The organism is Aeromonas sp. PS2Canimalfood6 (assembly GCF_048276795.1).
Classification (GTDB): Bacteria; Pseudomonadota; Gammaproteobacteria; order Enterobacterales; family Aeromonadaceae; genus Aeromonas; species Aeromonas caviae.
The window spans coordinates 37,490-55,267 of sequence record NZ_JBLUXC010000023.1; the positions used below are offsets into that span (position 1 = coordinate 37,490).

At 63.3% G+C, this 17,778-nt stretch carries 14 protein-coding genes; 8 read left to right on the plus strand and 6 right to left on the minus strand.

The features are described 5' to 3' along the window. Positions 1–4,035 (plus strand): pullulanase-type alpha-1,6-glucosidase, encoded by a 4,035-nt coding sequence (gene pulA / locus ACNPAA_RS11425; RefSeq protein ID WP_417891779.1) that lies wholly within the window; start codon positions 1–3, stop codon positions 4,033–4,035. Between the two features lie 193 nt (positions 4,036–4,228). Here pulA and ACNPAA_RS11430 read toward each other — a convergent pair whose 3' ends face one another. After that, a complete protein-coding gene (locus tag ACNPAA_RS11430; protein ID WP_113978337.1) occupies positions 4,229–6,646 on the minus strand; it encodes a zinc/cadmium/mercury/lead-transporting ATPase in 2,418 nt (805 codons plus the stop codon). Positions 6,647–6,900: 254 nt separating this feature from the next. On the opposite strand from ACNPAA_RS11430, the gene tpx reads away from it, so the two are divergent. Then, complete coding sequence (gene tpx / locus ACNPAA_RS11435; RefSeq protein WP_010672853.1) at positions 6,901–7,401, plus strand: thiol peroxidase; 501 nt, start codon at positions 6,901–6,903, stop codon at positions 7,399–7,401. 146 nt (positions 7,402–7,547) lie between these two features. Continuing rightward, a complete protein-coding gene (locus tag ACNPAA_RS11440; RefSeq protein WP_244813085.1) occupies positions 7,548–8,768 on the plus strand; it encodes a DEAD/DEAH box helicase in 1,221 nt (406 codons plus the stop codon). A 96-nt stretch (positions 8,769–8,864) separates the two neighbouring features. Here the strand turns inward: ACNPAA_RS11440 and ACNPAA_RS11445 are convergent, their stop codons facing one another. From ACNPAA_RS11445 to ACNPAA_RS11455, 3 genes are all read right to left on the minus strand, one after another. Then, entirely contained in the window at positions 8,865–10,424 is a 1,560-nt protein-coding gene (locus ACNPAA_RS11445) for a methyl-accepting chemotaxis protein (protein WP_042864414.1), read from the minus strand. A gap of 151 nt (positions 10,425–10,575) precedes the next feature. Then, positions 10,576–10,875, minus strand: a complete 300-nt coding sequence (locus tag ACNPAA_RS11450; protein ID WP_010672856.1) for a hypothetical protein — start codon at positions 10,873–10,875, stop codon at positions 10,576–10,578. 110 nt (positions 10,876–10,985) lie between these two features. Continuing rightward, the gene (locus ACNPAA_RS11455) at positions 10,986–12,590 is read right to left on the minus strand and encodes a peptide ABC transporter substrate-binding protein (protein WP_128318329.1); all 1,605 of its coding nucleotides are present in this window, start codon (positions 12,588–12,590) and stop codon (positions 10,986–10,988) included. A 174-nt stretch (positions 12,591–12,764) separates the two neighbouring features. Between ACNPAA_RS11455 and ACNPAA_RS11460 the strand changes: the two genes are divergently transcribed. After that, the gene (locus ACNPAA_RS11460) at positions 12,765–13,472 is read left to right on the plus strand and encodes a ParB-like protein (protein ID WP_408794527.1); all 708 of its coding nucleotides are present in this window, start codon (positions 12,765–12,767) and stop codon (positions 13,470–13,472) included. 85 nt (positions 13,473–13,557) lie between these two features. Next, complete coding sequence (locus tag ACNPAA_RS11465) at positions 13,558–13,986, plus strand: DUF2753 family protein (protein WP_010672859.1); 429 nt, start codon at positions 13,558–13,560, stop codon at positions 13,984–13,986. Positions 13,987–13,988: 2 nt separating this feature from the next. Here ACNPAA_RS11465 and ACNPAA_RS11470 read toward each other — a convergent pair whose 3' ends face one another. Then, positions 13,989–14,738 (minus strand): enoyl-CoA hydratase-related protein, encoded by a 750-nt coding sequence (locus ACNPAA_RS11470; protein WP_408794525.1) that lies wholly within the window; start codon positions 14,736–14,738, stop codon positions 13,989–13,991. Positions 14,739–14,827: 89 nt separating this feature from the next. Between ACNPAA_RS11470 and ACNPAA_RS11475 the strand changes: the two genes are divergently transcribed. The 3 genes from ACNPAA_RS11475 (at position 14,828) to ACNPAA_RS11485 (ending at position 16,704) form a co-directional block, all read left to right on the plus strand. Next, complete coding sequence (locus ACNPAA_RS11475) at positions 14,828–15,268, plus strand: copper chaperone PCu(A)C (protein ID WP_368204325.1); 441 nt, start codon at positions 14,828–14,830, stop codon at positions 15,266–15,268. A 94-nt stretch (positions 15,269–15,362) separates the two neighbouring features. Continuing rightward, positions 15,363–15,992, plus strand: coding sequence for a TIGR04219 family outer membrane beta-barrel protein (locus ACNPAA_RS11480; RefSeq protein WP_128313680.1), 630 nt, complete (start codon positions 15,363–15,365; stop codon positions 15,990–15,992). Positions 15,993–16,023: 31 nt separating this feature from the next. Beyond that, positions 16,024–16,704 (plus strand): SDR family oxidoreductase, encoded by a 681-nt coding sequence (locus tag ACNPAA_RS11485; RefSeq protein ID WP_417891780.1) that lies wholly within the window; start codon positions 16,024–16,026, stop codon positions 16,702–16,704. Positions 16,705–16,898: 194 nt separating this feature from the next. Here ACNPAA_RS11485 and ACNPAA_RS11490 read toward each other — a convergent pair whose 3' ends face one another. Beyond that, complete coding sequence (locus tag ACNPAA_RS11490; RefSeq protein ID WP_171865504.1) at positions 16,899–17,528, minus strand: PolC-type DNA polymerase III; 630 nt, start codon at positions 17,526–17,528, stop codon at positions 16,899–16,901. Positions 17,529–17,778: the final 250 nt, after the last annotated feature.

Here is a 17,778-nt window from a genome sequence, read left to right on the forward strand (position 1 = left end):
ATGGATATGAAAAAGACCAAAGTGGCGCTGGTAACAGCCTCACTGCTCGCGCTTTTGTCAGGCTGTAACGACAACAGTTCTTCTGCTCCTGCCCCTGCCCCTCAGGATGAGCCCGTCGCTCGTCTTCCCAACGTCCAGCCCCCGGCCGAACTGCTGACGGCCGGCCCCGACGAAGCGGTCATCGCCCTGGTGGATACCCAGACCAGCGCGGCGCGCGGTGTCACCGGCCCCTTCGCCAGCCACAGCCTGCACCTGTGGAACAACGACGCCTGCAACTCGACCTCGGAGGGCGGCCTCAACACCGGTTGGGATGACAAGAGCAAGACGCCGTCCGCGGCGGACAGTTTTGGTCCGGCCTGGGTCGTGCCGCTCTCCAAGATGGAAGGCTGCATCAACTTCATCGCCCGCAACGGCGATCTCGCGAACCTGACCGGCAGCGACATGAAGGTGGTCTTCAGCGATCACCCGGATCGCACGGTGGCCATCGTCGCCGGCAAGAACGAGATCTTCGGCAGCCGGGCGGAAGCCTTCACCGCCGCCTTCGGCGTGGCGGGGGCCAGTGCCCATCTCATCGACGACAACACCCTGATTTGGCAAGGGGGCAAGGACAAGCCCTATGTGCGCCTCTACTACACAGAGTCAGGCACCATCACCGCAAACAGCGAGGGTGTATTCGATTTCCCCTACCTCAAGCTGACTCCGACCAGCCTGACCGAAGAGCAGCAGGCCAAATACCCGCACCTCAAGGATGCCGCCGCCTTCGCCCTGCCTGCGGGGAAAGATCTCAAGCCCCTGCTCAAGGGTGAGCTGGTCGCCATCGGGACCGATGCGGACGGCATCCTGCAGGGGGCGACCCTGGTGCAGAGTGCCGGTGCCCTCGATGCCCTTTACAGCGAGGCGGCCACCAAGCTGGCCTACGGCGCCGTGGTGGAGGGGGGCAATGTCACCTTCCGGCTCTGGGCACCGACCGCCAAGTCGGTCAAGCTGGCGCTGTTCGACGAGCAGCACAAGTCGCTTGGCGAGCGCGCCATGACCCTGGACGAGGCCAGCGGCAGCTGGAGCGTGCAGGGGGGCAGCGATCTTGTCGGCAAATACTACCGCTACGATATCCAGGTCTATCACCCGGTCAGCCGCAAGCTGGAATCCTATCAGGTGACCGACCCCTACTCCCTGAGCCTGGCGATGAACTCCGAGTTCAGCCAGGTGGTGGATCTCGACGATCCGGCCCTCAAGCCGGAAGGCTGGGACAGCCTCAAGGCGCCCCACAGCCAGAAGAACCCCGCCGACATCACCATCTATGAGGCCCACGTCCGGGATCTGACCGGCAACGACGAGTCGACGCCGGTGGATCACCGCGGCAAGTTCCTCGGGCTGACCGACAGCGACAGCGTGCCCGTCACCCACCTGAAATCCCTGGCCAAGAGCGGCGTCAGCCACCTGCACCTGCTGCCGGTGTTCGACATCGCCACCGTCAACGAGGATCCGGCCAAGGTGGCCAACATCGGTGATGACTTCAGCAAGCTGTGCGAGGTCAATCCCGAGGTCAAGAACTCCAGGTTTGCCAGCCACTGTGGTGGCGGCGAGACCATCGAAGCCGTGCTCGGTGATCTGCAAGCCAGCGACAGCAAGGAAAACCCCGTGGTGCAGGAGCTGTACGGCTATCTGCGCGGGGTGGACTCCTTCAACTGGGGCTATGACCCCTACCACTACACCACTCCGGAAGGCTCCTACGCCACCAATGCGGAGGGGACGACCCGGATCAAGGAGTTCCGCGAGATGGTGCAGGCCATCAAGCAGAACATCGGCATGAACGTGGTGATGGACGTGGTCTACAACCACACCAACGAAGCGGGTCTCGGTTCCAAATCCGTGCTCGACAAGATTGTGCCCTGGTACTACCAGCGCCTCAATCCGGAGACCGGTTCGGTGGAAAACTCCACCTGCTGCTCCAACACGGCGCCGGAACACGCCATGTTCGCCAAGCTGATGGATGACTCCCTGGTCACCTGGGCGCGGGACTACAAGATCGACGCCTTCCGCTTCGACCTGATGGGTCACCACCCGAAGGATCAGATGGTGCAGGCCCTGGCCGAGGTGAAGAAGGTCAACCCGGACATGTACTTCTACGGCGAGGGGTGGAACTTCGGCGAAGTGCAGGATGACAAGCGCTTCGTGCAGGCGACCCAGAAACACCTGGCCGGTACCGGCATCGGCTCCTTCTCCGACCGGTTGCGGGATGCGGTGCGCGGCGGCAGCCCGTTCGACGGCGGTGACGCCATCCGTGAAACCCAGGGCTTTGGCAACGGCGCCTTCGTTGACCAGAACGAGGCAAGCAAAGTTGACGAGGATAGCGCGAAACACCTTGCAGACCTGGTGCGCCTCGGCATGGCGGGCAACCTCAAGGAGTTCGTGCTGACCGACAAGGACGGCGTACCGAAGAAGGGGTCCGACATCGACTACAACGGTCAGCCCGCGGGCTATGCCCAGGATCCGACCGAAATCCAGAACTATGTCGACAAGCACGACAACCAGACCCTGTTCGACAACCTGGTCTACAAGGCGCCGGCGGGGGCCGATCTGGTGCGGATGCAGGGGGTGTCGCTCGCTACCGCCATGCTGGGTCAGGGCATTCCCTTCACCCACGCAGGGGTGGAACTGCTGCGCTCCAAGTCCATGGAGCGAGACAGCTATGACTCCGGCGACTGGTACAACCGGGTCGACTATACCCTGGGCGACAACAACTTCGACAAGGGCCTGCCGCGCAAGGACAAGGACGAGGCCAACTACGAGTTGATCGAGCAGGTGCTCGGCCAGCACGCCAAGCCGGGTTCGGCCGAGATGGCGCAGATGGTGAGCTTCTACCAGGAGCTGTCCGAGCTGCGTCAATCCTCCCGCCTGCTGCGTCTGGGCAGTGGTGCCGAGGTGATCAAGCGGGTTGACTTCCGCAACACCGGGCCGGATCAGACTCCGGGTCTCATCGTGATGACGGTGGACGATGGCAGCAAGGCCGGCGCGGATCTGGATCCGGCCATCGACGGCCTGGTAGTGATGATCAACGCCACCAATCAGCCCCAGAGCATCGGTGATTTCCGTGACGGCAAGGATCAGCCCATCGATCTGACCGGCATGGTCCTGAGCGGTGCCCACCGTGACTCCGACAGCATCGCCAGCGGGGCGGCCAATGACAGCGGTCAGCTGACCCTTGGCGCCTGGTCGGCGGCGGTGTTCGTCAAGCCGCAGAGCGGTGCCCAGGGCGCGGGGCTGCCGGTGAGCAAGAAGACGGATCTGAGCACCTTGCCTCCCTTCGGTGACACCGAGGTGTTCGTGCGCGGTTTCCTGAATCAGTGGGATCCGGTCAACAAGATGAACTTCAGTGGTAACTTCACCTATGAGTTCACCACCGAGGTGACGGCGGATCAGCTGGGGTCGACCCAGGTGAAGATCGCTGGCAACGAGTGGAGCGGCCCCGTCAATTACGGCAAGTGCAGCGATACCGACCAGCTTGCGACCGGCCAGGTCAATACGCTCTGTGCCAATGGCGGGGATCTGCCGTTCAACGTGGAGAAGGCTGGCACCTACAAGTTTGTCTTCACCGCCATGAACAAGGACAAGCCCACCCTGAGCGTCAGCTACACCGAACCGGCGCAGAGCTGCAAGGTGCTGGATACGGTGGCGGGCAACCCGCTCGGCTACAACCTGTTCGTCAAGGGTGAGCTGTCTGGCTGGAATCCCCAGCCTCAGTACCAGTTGAGCTACAAGGGGATGGAGGGCGATCTCGCCATCTATCAGGTCGCGTTCAACTACACCGGCACCACAGAGTTCAAGGTGGCCAACGAGGACTGGAGCAAGGAGTACCTGATCAATGGCGGTGGTGAAGTTCAGGCCGAGACAGTCTATCCGTTTGCCTTCTCCCAGCCAGCCAGCGCCAACAACAAGATCACCCTGCCGCAGGGTCTGTGGAGCGTGCTGGTGAAGGTGGATCCGGCTGCGGCTAAGCCGGGCACCGCCGTGATCCAAGAGTGCAGCGCCAAGTAAGCCTTCCCATTGAGCCCGGGGCTGGCTCGGCAGCCCCGGGTTGAATTCCGCCTTGCCAAGGGCGGGATAACACCGAGAGAGTAAGCAAAGCGCGACTGCCGACCGGCAGCCGCGCTTTTTCTTTGCTCGTGGGCGAGGCAATAAAAAAGCCGCCCCATTGGAGCGGCTGTTGGTTGTACCGTTAACGGCCGGCCTAGCGTTTTCGCAGCAGGCGCAGGGCGTTGGCGGTGACCAGGGCGGTGGCGCCGGTGTCGGCCAGCACCGCAATCCACAGGCCGGTGATGCCGAGCAGGCTGGTGACCAGGAAGATGGCCTTGAGCCCCAGCGCCAGCGCGATGTTCTGGTGGATGTTGGCCAGCGCCGCGCGGGAGAGCCGGATCATGGCGGCGACCCCGCCGAGCTGGTTGTGGGTCAGCGCCGCATCGGCGGTTTCCAGCGCCACGTCGGTGCCGCCTCCCATGGCGATGCCGATGCTCGCCCGCTTCATGGCCGGGGCGTCGTTGATGCCGTCGCCGATCATCGCGACCTTTTGCGTCAGACCGAGCTTGGCGATCTCATCGACCTTGCCCTCCGGCAGCAGGCCGGCGCGCCAGCCCATGCCGAGCTCGGTGGCGATCGCCTCGGCGGCGCGGGGGTTGTCGCCGGTCAGCATGATGCTCTTGAGACCGAGCTGGTTGAGCTCTTGCAGCGCCGCCGCCGCTTCTGGCCGGATCTGGTCGCGCAGGGCCAGCAGGGCGGCCGGGGCGGCGTCAGGCTGACCGAGCACCACCACTGTCTTGCCTTGCTGCTCCAGGGTGGCGACCCGGGCCTGTATCGCGGCATCCAGGGTGGCGACCCGGCTCGGTGCCAGCAGCTGCCAGAGGGTGCCGTCGATGCGACCTTCCACGCCCATGCCGGGCAGGGCGCGCAGCGCCTGGGCCGCGGCGAGGCTGAGGCCCCGTTCGCTGGCCGCGGTCACCACGGCGCGGGCCAGCGGGTGGTGGGAGCCCTGCTCGATGGCTGCCGCCAGCGCCAGCAGTTCGGCCTCCGGCTGGCCATTGAGGCTCACCAGTTCGGTCAGCTGCGGCTTGCCCAGGGTCAGGGTGCCGGTCTTGTCAAAGGCCAGGGTATCGATGTGGGCCAACCGCTCCAGCGCTGCGCCCCCCTTGATGAGGGCTCCCTGCCGGGTGGCTGCCGCCAGCGCCGAGGTGACCGCCGCCGGGGTGGAGATGACCAGGGCGCAGGGGCAACCGATCAGCAGCAGCGCCAGCCCGCGATAGACCCACTCGTCCCAGCTCTGGCCGAAGGCGAGCGGCGGTACCAGCACCACCAGCAGGGCGACCAGCATCATGGCCGGGGTATACCAGCGGCTGAAGCGGTCGATGAAGCGCTCGATGGGGGCGCGCTGGGTCTCGGCCTCTTCGATGAGATGCAGGATACGGTCGATGGCGTTGTTGCCGGGCTCGGACACCACCTCGAGGCGCAGCACCCGATCCGCCGCCAGGCTGCCAGCGGGGACCTTGTCACCCCGGCGGCGCTCCACCGGGATGGATTCGCCGGTCAGGGCGCTCTCGTCAAAGGCGCCGAGGGGGTCGAGCAGGCGGGCATCGGCGGCCAGGCGGGCGCCTGGGGCGATTTCGATGATGTCACCGGGGCGCAGCTCATCGGCGCCGACCTCTTCGCGCACCTCGCCCTCGGCAGTGGTGCGGATGCGCAGCGCCTTGTCGGGCACCAGCGCCATCAGGGCGGTGACCCCGGCGCGGGCGCGGCCGGCGGCGTAGGCCTCCAGATGTTCACCCAGCATGAACAGCAGCAGCACCATGGCCGCTTCGGCGGTTTCGCCGAGGAACAGGGCCCCCACGGCGGCGACCGTCATCAGGGTCTCGATGGCGAAGGGGGAGCCGCTTCTGGTCAGTGCCCACGCCTTGCGGGCGACGGGCCACAGCCCCCAGAGGGTGGCCAGGGTAAAGAGCGGCTGACCGATCTGGGCCGGCAACAGGGCCGCCATCCCCATCAAGCCGGCGAGCGACAGGGGCTGCCAGTATTTGCCGAGCAGGTTACTGACCCTCTGCATCTGCGGGCTGCGGCCCGGTTCGCTGCGAGCCGTGTTCTGAGCGCCTCCTTTGAGCTGGAAGCCGGCGGCCAGCACGGCGGCGGTAACGGGGTCGGGGGAGAGGCCGGGGGCCAGATCCACCACCAGCTTCTCGGTGGCAAACAGCACCCGAGCCTGCTGTACGCCCTCCACCCGGCTGACGGCGGTCTCTATCTTGCGGGCACAGCTGGGACAATCCATGCCCAGCACCTGCCAGCTATGGCGGCGGCTGTTTTGCTCGGGGGTAGCCAGCGGCGGCTCGGTCGCGGCGGTCGTGTGGGCGTGCCCCTGCTCATGATGATCGTGGTCGTGGGCTGTGTCGGTGGCGCAAGCGCCTCTGGGGAGCTCTTCATCACCCGGGCCGTCTGCGCCACTTTGCCCCTGATGATCGTGGCGGGTCGGGTTGGCGACGCCACTGGCCTGTGCCCCGTTGTCGCAGCAGTGGCTGGTGTGGCTGTGCCCGGCCTGTGGGGTGGCGGCCTTGCTGACGGCCTTGATGGGGGCGGCGGCGTGTTGATGGCTGCAGCAGGATTTGCTCATGATGCGTTCCTCTTGAGGGATCCCGCCCCTGCGGGATCCTGGATGACTGCGCCGAGTGTAAACCTTGGTGTAAAGTCCAAGGTCAAGCCCTCTTCTCCTCTTTGTTCGGGGCCATGACAGTGGCCGCTGATTTGCCCCTGGAGCAGGAGGGACGCAAAGGGATGCCAAATCCCTTTCATTAGCGGGTGTTTGTCATCCCGTGGCGGGCCTATACTGGGGACCCTGGATCCCACATCAATCATCAAGGACCTAACATGAGCAATACCGTCACCCTGCAAGGCAACCCCGTCTCCGTCTCCGGCCACTTCCCCGTTGCCGGTGAGCAGGCCAAGCCCTTCTCCCTGGTTGCTGGCGATCTGTCCGATGCGACCCTGGCGACCTTCGCCGGCAAGCGCAAGATCCTGAACATCTTCCCGAGCGTCGACACCCCGACCTGCGCCACTTCCGTGCGCAAGTTCAACGAGCAGGCAAGCGCCCTGAACAACACCGTCGTGCTGTGCATCTCTGCCGACCTGCCGTTCGCCCAGGCCCGTTTCTGCGGCGCCGAGGGTCTGGACAAGGTGGTGAACCTCTCCACCCTGCGCGGTGTCTCCTTCCTGCAGGACTACGGCGTGGCCTTCTCCTCCGGCCCGCTGGTGGGTCTGGCTGCCCGTGCCATCGTGGTACTGGATGAGCACGACAAGGTGCTGCACAGCGAGCTGGTGGCCGAAGTCGCCGACGAGCCGAACTACGCCGCCGCCCTGGCCGTTCTGTAAGTCGCGCCACAGGCTGATTGCCTGACGGCCTGCTCCGTTCACACGGGGCAGGCCGTTTTTATTGCGCTCCCGAACCTTTTACTTATGGGGTGGGTCTGGCTAGACTTCGCCTCCACATCCTCGTTCAGCCTGTATCTGCGATCCCCATGACGTTTGACGAACTCGCCCTTGACCCCGCCCTGTTGCCCCTGCTGCCCGCAGCGCTGGAAAAACCGACCTCCATTCAGCAGCTAGCCATTCCTGCTGCCTTGTCAGGACGGGATCTGCTTGCCCTGGCCAGGACCGGCAGTGGCAAGACCCTGGCATTCGGCCTGCCGCTGCTGCAGAGGCTGGACGCAGCCAGCGACCGGGTACAGGGATTGGTACTGGTCCCCACCCGGGAGCTGGCAAGCCAGGTGAGCGCCGCCCTGCAGGAGATTGCCGACGGGTTGGGGGTGCGCCTTCTGACCCTGTGTGGCGGGGTGGCCCAGGAGTGGCAGGAGCGGGAACTGGCTCTCGGCCCCCAACTGCTGGTGGCGACACCCGGACGGTTGCGAGACTTGCTGGCCCAGCAGGCGCTGGGGCTGGGTGCCCTGCGCATGCTGGTGCTGGATGAGGCGGATCGCCTGCTGGAGATGGGGTTCTGGCCCGATATCCAGTGGCTGATGAAGGCGATGCCGGAGGCGCGGCAGCAGATGCTCTTCTCCGCCACCTTGCCGGTCGAGCTGGAGAGCCTGGCCTCGGGCCTGCTGCAGGATCCGGTGCGCATCGAGGCCGAGCCGCTCAACAGCCTGGTGAGCGACATCGAGGAGCGGCTCTATCTGGTCAACAGGAGCAGCAAGGTGCCTGCGCTGATCGCTCTGCTGGAGGCCGGAGAGTGGCCCCAGGTGCTGGTCTTCATCAGTGCCAGGGACGACGCGGACGGGGTGGCCAAGAAACTCGCCAGGGCTGGCATGACGGTGGCAGCCCTGCACGGAAACAAGGATCAGGCCACGCGGAAGCAGGCGCTGGCGGATTTCAAGGAGGGCAGGGTGCGGGTGCTGGTGGCCACGGACCTGATGGCGCGCGGCATCCACGTGGAGGCATTGCCGGTGGTGATCAATCTGGATCTGCCGGAGCATGCGCCCGTCTACGTGCATCGTATCGGTCGTACCGCCCGTGCCGGGCAGAGCGGTCTGGCCATCTCCCTTACCTGCCACGGGGATGGGGAGGCGCTCGAGGGGATCCGGGCCCTGACCGGTCGCCCCCTGCCCCTGGCGGCGCTGGCAGGTTTCCCGGTGACCGACAAACCCGCCAGCGGGGAGAGCAAACGGGCGCCAAGAGACAAGCAGGCGAACCGTCGCACCCAGGGCAAGCGCAGCATCAAGCAGTTCAAGGGCAAATCCTGAGACGGACTTCTTGCCCCCGGCGGGAGCCTGTCGTCGTGAAGGAGAGGAGAGATCGGCAGCGCGCCCGGGGGCGCGCCAAACTACACGGCAAGGGGGTCAGTCGTGGAACTGGTTGATCAGGCGGGAGAGGTTTTGCAACCGCTCCACCAGCAGGGTGATGCCATCGAGGGCTTGACGGCTGTTGTCCGCGGTGTGGCTCGCCAGTTGGTGGATCTGGTGGATCCCCTGATCCAGGGTGCTGGTGACATCCGCCTGCTGGCTCACCGCCTGGGCTATCTCGTCGCTGGTGTGGGTCACCCGGGCCAGCATCCGGTTGATCTGGTCGAGCACCTCGGCGGTGGCCCCCATGTGCTGCTGGCAGAGCACTGATGTCTGGGCCCCCTGCTCCATGCCATCGGACAGTTGCCGGGTGCTCTGTTGCAGCGCCCCTATCATGTCGCTTATCTCGCCGGTGGAGCTGCGGGTCTTCTGGGCCAGGGCCCGTATCTCGTCGGCCACCACCGCAAAGCCGCGCCCCTGTTCACCGGCCCGTGCCGCCTCGATGGCCGCATTGAGGGAGAGCAGGTTGGTCTGATCCGCAATCTGCCCGATCACCTCCAGAATGCCGTTGATCTTCTGGCTGTCCTGGGTCAGACGCGCCAGCACGCCCTGGCTGGCGTCCAGCTCCTGATGAAGCCTGTCGACCGAATCCCGGGTGGTGGCCAGCGCCTGCTGGCCACTGGCGGACACCTGCTGGACCTCGCCCACCAGCGCATTGGCCTGGTGGGCATTGTCAGCCACATCACGGATGGACTGGCTCATCTGGGTGATGGCCGCCGCCAGTTGCTCGCTCTGGGCCCGCTGCTGTTGCAGGTGAGTGTCTATGGTCTGGATATGCCCCCTGTCATCCTCCGCCGCCTGCAGGATCTGCTGGTTGGTGTCCGCGCTGCGACCTACCACGGCGCGCAGCTCCGCCTTCTTCATGCGCAGCAGCAGTTCAAGGGCGGCCAGGCTGTCCTGACGCCTGGCATAGAGTACCTGGCAAAGGGCGCTGCCCTGCTCCTCGCCCGCCATGGCCAGCAGTCTGGCCAGCCGCCGTTGCAGATGCCAGCCATGCCCCATCTGGGCCAGCAAGCAGAGCAGGGTGATGACTCCCCACCCCGGCTGGCCGGTGACCAGACTGGCCCCCATGCCGAGCAGGGCGGTGCCAGAGAGCAGCAGACACAGCTGCCCCGGCTCCAGGGTCAGCCGGGTCAGCCAGGGCAGTGCCTTGCCGTCACGGATCCGGGCATAGAGCTGCTCTGCCCAGGCGATGTCGTGATCCTGGGGACGGGTGCGGACAGACTGGTATTCGATGATTTGCTGCTGATCGTTGAGGATCGGCGTGACGTAGGCGTTGACCCAGTAGAACTGACCACTCTTGGCGCGGTTCTTTACCAGCCCCATCCAGCTCTTTCCTTGTTGCAGGCGGCGCCACATGTCGGCGAACGCGGCCTTGGGCATGTCGGGGTGGCGGACCAGATTGTGGGGCTCCCCTTCCATTTCGGTCGCGCTGTAGCCCGCCACATCGCAAAAGTGCTGGTTGGCATAAGTGATGTGACTGGCGGGATCCGTGGTCGAGATCAGTGATATGTGATCGGGGAAACGGATCTCCCCTTCGTGCCGGGTTGTGGTCATGTGCGCATCCTGAATGAGCCAAGTAACTGATAAATTTGTTTTTATTTTTTGTGACTGTTACGGCGTCATTGTAGATGCGGACTGTTACACCACCTTGGCTTGGGTCAATAAATCAACACGGGAAAGGCTGAAAAAAGTCGTAGATGGCGGCTCAGCCGCGGGGAGTGAAGTCGTGGATCTCCCCCGTCCTCGGCTTGAAGCGGGGGTCATTGTCTTCTGCGCTGGCGACCCAGGCCATGGCTTGGCAGAAACTCTCCTGCTTGGCGAAGGCATCCCGGGCCTGATCGATGGCTCGTTCGGCATTGCGCCGCTCCATCTTGCTGGCCTTGCGGTCGCTGAACTGCTTCTGCTGGCTCAACATCCATTCGAGGAAGGCCTGGCGGCATTCGGTTTCATCGGCGGCCTTGGCGGGAAGGGCAACAAACAGGGCAATCAGGAGCAGAGCACGCATGGCAGGATCGGATCACGGGGTTGATGAATGAAAAGAGGCGGCATTTTATGCCGGGAACTTGAACAGGAACAGTGCCAGGAGGGGTCAGATGTCCCGACCCCTCCCCGGACTCAGTGTTTGACGAGGTAGAGCTGACGGCTGTAGGCCACGTCTTCCGGGTTGTTGATGGGATACCCCTTGAGCCAGGGCTTGATGAGCCGGGCATTGGTGTACTGGTAGATGGGGGCGATGGGGGCCTCCTTCTGCAAGATGGCCTCGGCCTCATCGAACAGGCGGGCCCGTTCTGCGGGATCCTGACTGTTGGCCGCCTGCGCCAGCAGCTTGTCGTAAGCCGGGTTGGCGAACCGGGCCATGTTGCCGCTGTGGCCCGATCCCCAGAGCCCGAGGAAGGCGGAGGGGTCGTTGTAATCGGCGACCCAGGAGGAGCGGATCACCTCGAACTGGCCGCTTTGACGGCTGTCGAGATAGGTTTTCCACTCCTGGTTGGTGAGCTCGACCCGGGCTCCCAGCTTCTGTTTCCACAGGTTGGCGATGGCCAGCGCCATCTTCTTGTGAATTTCCGCCGTGTTGTAGAGCAGGGTCAGCTTGAGGGGATTGCTTGGGCCGTAGCCCGCTTCTTTCAGCAGGGCTCTGGCACGCTCGTCCAGCGCCTGCTGACTGCTGGTGGAGAGCAGATTGGGCTTGGGGTCGAAGTCGGCGGTCACGTCCGGGGTGAAGTGGTAGGCCGGTTTCTCCCCGGTGCCCAGCACCTTGTCGGCAATCAGGCCCCTGTCGATGGTGTAGGAGAGCGCCTGGCGCACCCGCACATCATTGAGGGGCGGGCGCTGGGTGTTGAAGGCGTAGTAGTAGGTGCCGAGCTGTTCCGGGGTATAGACTTCCCCCGGGATCTGGGCCATCAGGCTCTGGTACTGCTCCTTGGGGAAGGATTCGGTGATGTGCAGATCCCCGGCCAGATAGCGGTGGGTGGCCGCGCTCTCCTGGTTGATGGGCACGAAGGTGACGCGGGTCAGCACCGTGTGGGCGCGATCCCAGTAGTAGGGATTGGGCGTCAGCTCCAGTTTCTCGTTCACCACCCGGTGACTCAGCACGAAGGCGCCGTTGCCCACCAGCTTGCCGGGCTGGGTCCACTGGTTGCCATATTGTTCCATGCTGGCCCGGTGCAGGGGCGACAGGCTGGGATGGGTCAGCAGGCTCAGGAAATAGGGCACCGGCTGGGAGAGGGTCACTTTCAGGGTATGGTCATCGACGGCCTCCACCCCGAGCGCATCGGGGGCCAGCTTGCCTGCCACTATGTCGTCCACCTTGTCGAAGCGAGCGAGCTGGGCGAACCAGGCGAAAGTGGCGGCTTCCCTGGGGTCAACCAGCTTGCGCCAGCCATAGACGAAGTCGGCGGCGCGCACGGGGTCGCCGTTGGACCAGCGGGCATCCGGCCTCAGGTGGAAGGTGAATGTCTGGTTCCCCTCGTTGTCCCAGCGGGATGCCACCCCGGGCAGCACCTTGCCGTCCGGTCCCTGGGTCAGCAGCCCCTCGTAAAGATCCCTGAGGACCTGCAGCTCCGGCAGTCCCACCAGCTTGAGGGGGCTCAGGCTCGCCGGTTCATCCTTGAGATGACGGACGACGGCCTGTTCGGCGGCGAGTGGGGTGCCGGGCGGCACATCGGCAGCCTGGACGCAGGCACAGCCCAGCAGGGCCAGCAGGGGGCTCCATCCTTTCATGGTGAATCCTTCAAAATGTGTGAAGCGGGGAGAAAACTCGGCGAGAATGCATCGCCGGCAGATGGGAAATCATGATATCCCCTTTGCTGGTCAGACCGCCAGCATGAGTCCCATTGATATCCGATGCGGCTGTCAACGAAGGGGCGCCGTGAGCGCCAGGAAAAGGAGAGAATGATGAGAGCATGGATCTTGTTGGTCTGCGTGCTGAGCCAGGGCGCTTGGGCGTTGGCCCCGTGCGAGAAGAGCAGCCCGGTGGGAAGCTGGTGCGAGGTGAACATAGAGGCGCTGCACCCCACCCAGGGCGGCGTGGGGCAGTTGCAGGTGGATACAACTGCCCGGGAGCTGGCGGGCAAGAGCGAGAAGCAGCTCGACAAACTGATGAAAAAGAAAGAGATCCCCATCGTCATCGCGCCGGATGGGGGTTACTGGCTGGTGGACAGGCACCACCTGACCAAGGCGCTGTGGCAGCAGGGGGTGAAGCAGGTCAGGGTCAAGGTGATTGCACGGTTGCAGGACAGGGCCAATTTCTGGAGCCAGATGCAGAACAACCACTGGGCCTGGCTCAAGGATGAACGGGGTCAACCCCTGACTCCCGAGCAGTTGCCCGGTCATATCGGTGAATTGCCGGATTATCCCTACCGCACCCTGGCGGGGCTGTTGCAGGATGCGGGCTACTTCAGCAAGAAGGATCAGGTCTACTTCGTCGAGTTTGCCTGGGCCAGCTGGCTCGGCCAGCAGATGGCCTGGCAGCCGATCGATGAGGTCAACCTCGCGGATCGCCTCGCCGAAGCCAAACGGCTGGCGTGCAGCAGCAAGGCGGCGGATCTGCCTGGTTACCCCGGCAAGCAGTGTCGCGTCAATCAGCCCAGAACGGCGGGTTGAGGGATCCTGCACAAAGGGTCTGGTTGATATTTGTTCTCGATTGGCCATGATACAGACTCCACTCGTGTCGGCAAAGGAGAGGAACATGGAACATCAGAACTGGCAACGTTACATGCTGGAGGCGGAGAATGCCCTTGGCATGGGGGCTCTGGGCACGGCGATCTGCCTCTATCAGCAGGCCCTGGGGGAAGTCTATGAGCTGGCCTCCGGGGATCTGGACGAACTGGCCAGCATGCGGGTCGCCACCTGTCACCGCATGGCTGACTTCTGGCGTGCCATGGAAGAGCCCGCCTATGAACTGCGCTACCTCAAGCTCGCCTCCGAGCTGGTCACCGCCCTGGTGCCCCAGTGCCCCAACCGGGAGTGCGAATCCCTCATCAGTGAGCTGGGCTGCTGCCGCGCCGCCCTGCTCTCCTTCTTGAAGCGCCACCCCAATCCGGAGATCGCCCGGCTTATCCAGGTGCAGGACAGGGTGCAGGGCTGCGAGTTGATAGGCCGGTTCCGTCTCAACTGAGTTCAGCGCCGTTTTTGCAGCTTGCTGGCGATGCGGCTTTGCGCCTCTTCCCCTTGCAGGGCCTGGGCGAAGGCGCGCGCTTCCAGGTCGATGACGAAATGCACTGCCTGTTTGAGCTCCTGCTTGAGCAGCGCCTTGCTCTTCTGGAGCGCCATCGGCGGCTTGGCCGCCAGTTTCAGTCCCTGCTCCCGAGCGAAGGGGAGCAGGTCCGCCGGGGCCAGCACCTGGTTGGCGAGCCCGAGACGCAGCGCCTCTTCCCCATCGATGGCCTCTGCCAGCAGCAACAGCTCCGCCGCCTTGAGGTGACCGACGGCGCGTGGCAGCAGCAGGCTGGCGGCAAACTCCGGCACCAGCCCCAGCTCGACGAAAGGCAGTTGCAGCCGGGCGTTGTCACCCAGATAGACCAGGTCGCAGTGCAGCAGCAGGGTAGTGCCGATGCCGACTGCCGGGCCGCCCACGGCGGCGATCACCGGTTTGGGAAAGTCGGCCAGGGTGTGCAGAAATTGCAGGATGGGGTCGTCCGGCTCAAGGGCGTGCTTGCCAACAAAGTCGGCCAGATCGTTGCCGGCGGTGAAGCAGTCGGACTGTCCCTGCAGCAGCAGGGCATGCACGTGCTCGTCCCGGGCCGCCTGGCGCAGCGCGTCGGCAAGGGCCTGATACATCCCGGCGTTGAGGGCATTGCGCTTGTCCGGCCGGTTGAGGGTCAGGATGAGCAGGCCATCCTGCTGTTCGGTCAGAATTGTGAGGGGCATGTCTGAATCCTTGTTGTCGGGGCTGCCAAAAGCTTGCCATAGGGGGTAAGCTTCGCTTCGTTTAACAACATCATAAAAGGATTTCAACCATGTTCAAACGTGCGTTTTACTCCAGCCTGGCCCTGCTCTTGGCCGCACCGGCCCTGGCCAAGGTCGAGGCCGTCGACGGCTATGTGCGCCTGCTGCCACCGGGCTCGCCGAACACGGCGGCCTTCATGGTGCTCAAGAACGATGGGGACAAGCCGGTGGCGCTGGTGGCGGCGGCTTCCCCGGAAGCGGGTCGTGCCGAGCTGCACACCCACCTGCACGAGAACGGGGTGATGAAGATGCGCCAGGTGGAGCGCATCGAGATCCCGGCCAGGGGGGAGGCCGTCCTCAAGCCCGGCAGCCTGCACATCATGCTGTTCGAGGTGCGCGAGCTCTCCCAGGGGACCCCCTTCCCGCTGACCCTGACCCTGGACGATGGTCAGACGCTGTCACTGAGCCTGCCCGTGAAGCCGGTCGAACCCATGAAAGGGATGAAGCACTGACATTTATCGTCGTTTGTTCAGATTTGAGACTGGGTATTTTGGCTGCACCGGGTAAAATAGCGCTCTTTCCATGTATGCAAGAGGAAGTGAAGTAATGAAGAAGACACTGATTGCCGGTTTTGTGTTGGCGCTGTGCAGCCAGAGTGCCATGGCCGCTGACGACTGGCGTTTTGCCGCCGGTGCTGATGTATGGGCTTCTCAGGGCAGTGGTCAGGCATATGGTTATAGTGCCAATCACTATGATGACAAATACAACTGGAACGGCTATCTGCAACTGGAACACGGTATCATCTTCCTGCCGAACGCCAAATTTGAAATTTCCGATTTCAGCACCTCCGGTGGCGCCTTCAAGAACGACCTGACAGCCTACGATCTGAGCCTCTACTACCGTCTGTTCAACAACGATCTGTTCAAGATCGATCTGGGTATGACCGGTCGTCACTACGATGGCGAGCAGGTCTACTCCGGTCGCAAGGGTTATGACGAAGATACCCTGATGGCCTATGCCGGCAGTGAAGTGAAGATCCCGGGCACCGGCATCGCCTTCTTCGGCGATCTGCGCACTCACGATGCGGACAACTATGACTACCGTCTGGGTGGTTCCTACAAGTTCTCCTCCATGCCGATCAAGCTGCGTGCCGGCTGGCGTGAAGCCAAGGTCGACTTCGCCAATATCGATCAGTCTGTCGATGGCTGGTTCATGGGCGGCGAATTCACTTTCTAATCTGACCGTCGACTGACGACGAGGAGCGATAATGGGCCACATCATAGTGACAGGTGCCGGTTCTGGTCTCGGCCGGGCGCTGACCATCGGACTGGTTGAGCGGGGCCATCAGGTTTCCATGATGGGTCGCCGTTACCAGAAACTGCAGGAGCAGGAAGAGCTGCTCGGCAAGGCGGTGATCGGCATCGCTGCCGATCTGGCGCACCATGAAGAGGTCGACGTCGCCTTCGCCGCTGCGGTGGAGTGGGGCGGGCAGCCCGACATGGTGATCCACTGCGCCGGGGTGGGCGAGTTTGGCCCGGTCGGTGTCTACACCGCCGAGCAGATCCGCCGGGTGGTGGAGAGCAATCTCATCTCCACCATTCTGGTGGCCCAGCAGACGGTGCGCCTCATCAGTGACAAGGGCGGGGTGCTGGCGAATGTGCTCTCCTCTGCCGCCCAGACCGGCAAGGCCAACGAGAGCCTCTATTGCGCCTCCAAATGGGGCATGCGCGGCTTTCTCGAATCCTTGCGGGCCGAGCTGAAGAGTGCTCCCCTGCGACTGGTGAACCTCTATCCGAGCGGGATCCGCAGCGAGTTCTGGGAGAATTCGGATCACGTGGATTCGAGTGGCTTCATGACGCCGGAAGACGCGGCAGCCTACATGCTGGATGCGCTGGCCGCGAGAAGCAGCTGCCATGTGACCGATCTCTTTATCGGTCGCAATGCCTGAAGCGCCGTGAACCGGCCCCGTCGCCAGATGACAAGGAAACAAAAAGCGCGCCATTTGGCGCGCTTTTTCATTGATGTGCAGTGCTAAATTATCTGCTTGCCTGCCTCTCTTTACGCCGGGCCATCATGGATTTGAAGGCGGGTAAATTCAGTGCCGACATGGCATGGATGATTGATGATGCATGTCGGCACATATTATTTCCGAGTCGCATATTCCCGCAGGAAGGATGGAATCACCTGTTTTGGCTTCTTGCCAAGGGTCAGCAGCAATTCAAAGTCCGGGTCGATAATGCCATGTCGACACGCCAGCTCTTCCAACAAGGCAAGCCAGAGGTGGGCCGTCACCTCTGCATCCGCCAGGGCACGGTGAAACACCCCGTCATTGGGCAGACTCCGGTATTGCACCAGGGTACCCAGCTTGTGATCCGGGGCATCGGGAAACAGGCGCCTTGATAGCAGCAGGGAACAGGCGAACTGGCCGCGGTATTGCGCCGGCAATCGCTCTATTTCCGCATCCAGAAAGCGCTTGTCGAAGGAGGCGTTGTGGGCGACCAGATTGTCATCACCGATAAAGTCGACGAAATCCGCCATCACCTCGTTACAGGGGGGAGCCTGTTTCAGCATGGCATTGCTGATCCCGGTATATTGCTCGATGAAGCTGCTCACGTTGAAGCCCGGATTCATCAATGCCGAGAAACGCTCACTGATATGGCCATCCTTGATTCTGACGGCACCGACCTCGATGGCTCTATCCCCTTGTCCGGGTGAAAGCCCTGTGGTCTCGAAGTCGAGCACGACAACGGTATTGGCTGAGGCGATGGACATAACTTCTCGGGCAAGCTGGGTAAAGAGCGCCAGTCTAGGAAATCAGCCGTGCCGTGTACAGGGCAATGCAGTTATCTCATTGGTTCACGCTGGAGACGCATTTTTGTGCATCATGGCTGAGAGCCATATAAAAAGGTTCTTCGCGGGATCTTGGGGAAGTGGAAGTTGACAGACAGGGTGCTGGTAAACTGGCTGTCTCCAAACACACCACCACCATCACCCTGCTGTCGCCGTGCATCATATTGATATT

Excerpts from the sequence above, each read along its gene's own strand:
- ACNPAA_RS11470 (WP_408794525.1), bottom strand. The coding sequence starts at position 14,738 with ATGCCCCTCACAATTCTGACCGAACAGCAGGATGGCCTGCTCATCCTG.
- ACNPAA_RS11455 (WP_128318329.1), bottom strand. The coding sequence starts at position 12,590 with ATGAAAGGATGGAGCCCCCTGCTGGCCCTGCTGGGCTGTGCCTGCGTC.
- ACNPAA_RS11450 (WP_010672856.1), bottom strand. The coding sequence starts at position 10,875 with ATGCGTGCTCTGCTCCTGATTGCCCTGTTTGTTGCCCTTCCCGCCAAG.
- pulA (WP_417891779.1), top strand. The coding sequence starts at position 1 with ATGGATATGAAAAAGACCAAAGTGGCGCTGGTAACAGCCTCACTGCTC.
- ACNPAA_RS11445 (WP_042864414.1), bottom strand. The coding sequence starts at position 10,424 with ATGACCACAACCCGGCACGAAGGGGAGATCCGTTTCCCCGATCACATA.
- ACNPAA_RS11490 (WP_171865504.1), bottom strand. The coding sequence starts at position 17,528 with ATGTCCATCGCCTCAGCCAATACCGTTGTCGTGCTCGACTTCGAGACC.
- ACNPAA_RS11430 (WP_113978337.1), bottom strand. The coding sequence starts at position 6,646 with ATGAGCAAATCCTGCTGCAGCCATCAACACGCCGCCGCCCCCATCAAG.
- ACNPAA_RS11475 (WP_368204325.1), top strand. The coding sequence starts at position 14,828 with ATGTTCAAACGTGCGTTTTACTCCAGCCTGGCCCTGCTCTTGGCCGCA.
- ACNPAA_RS11440 (WP_244813085.1), top strand. The coding sequence starts at position 7,548 with ATGACGTTTGACGAACTCGCCCTTGACCCCGCCCTGTTGCCCCTGCTG.
- ACNPAA_RS11480 (WP_128313680.1), top strand. The coding sequence starts at position 15,363 with ATGAAGAAGACACTGATTGCCGGTTTTGTGTTGGCGCTGTGCAGCCAG.
- ACNPAA_RS11485 (WP_417891780.1), top strand. The coding sequence starts at position 16,024 with ATGGGCCACATCATAGTGACAGGTGCCGGTTCTGGTCTCGGCCGGGCG.
- ACNPAA_RS11460 (WP_408794527.1), top strand. The coding sequence starts at position 12,765 with ATGAGAGCATGGATCTTGTTGGTCTGCGTGCTGAGCCAGGGCGCTTGG.
- ACNPAA_RS11465 (WP_010672859.1), top strand. The coding sequence starts at position 13,558 with ATGGAACATCAGAACTGGCAACGTTACATGCTGGAGGCGGAGAATGCC.
- tpx (WP_010672853.1), top strand. The coding sequence starts at position 6,901 with ATGAGCAATACCGTCACCCTGCAAGGCAACCCCGTCTCCGTCTCCGGC.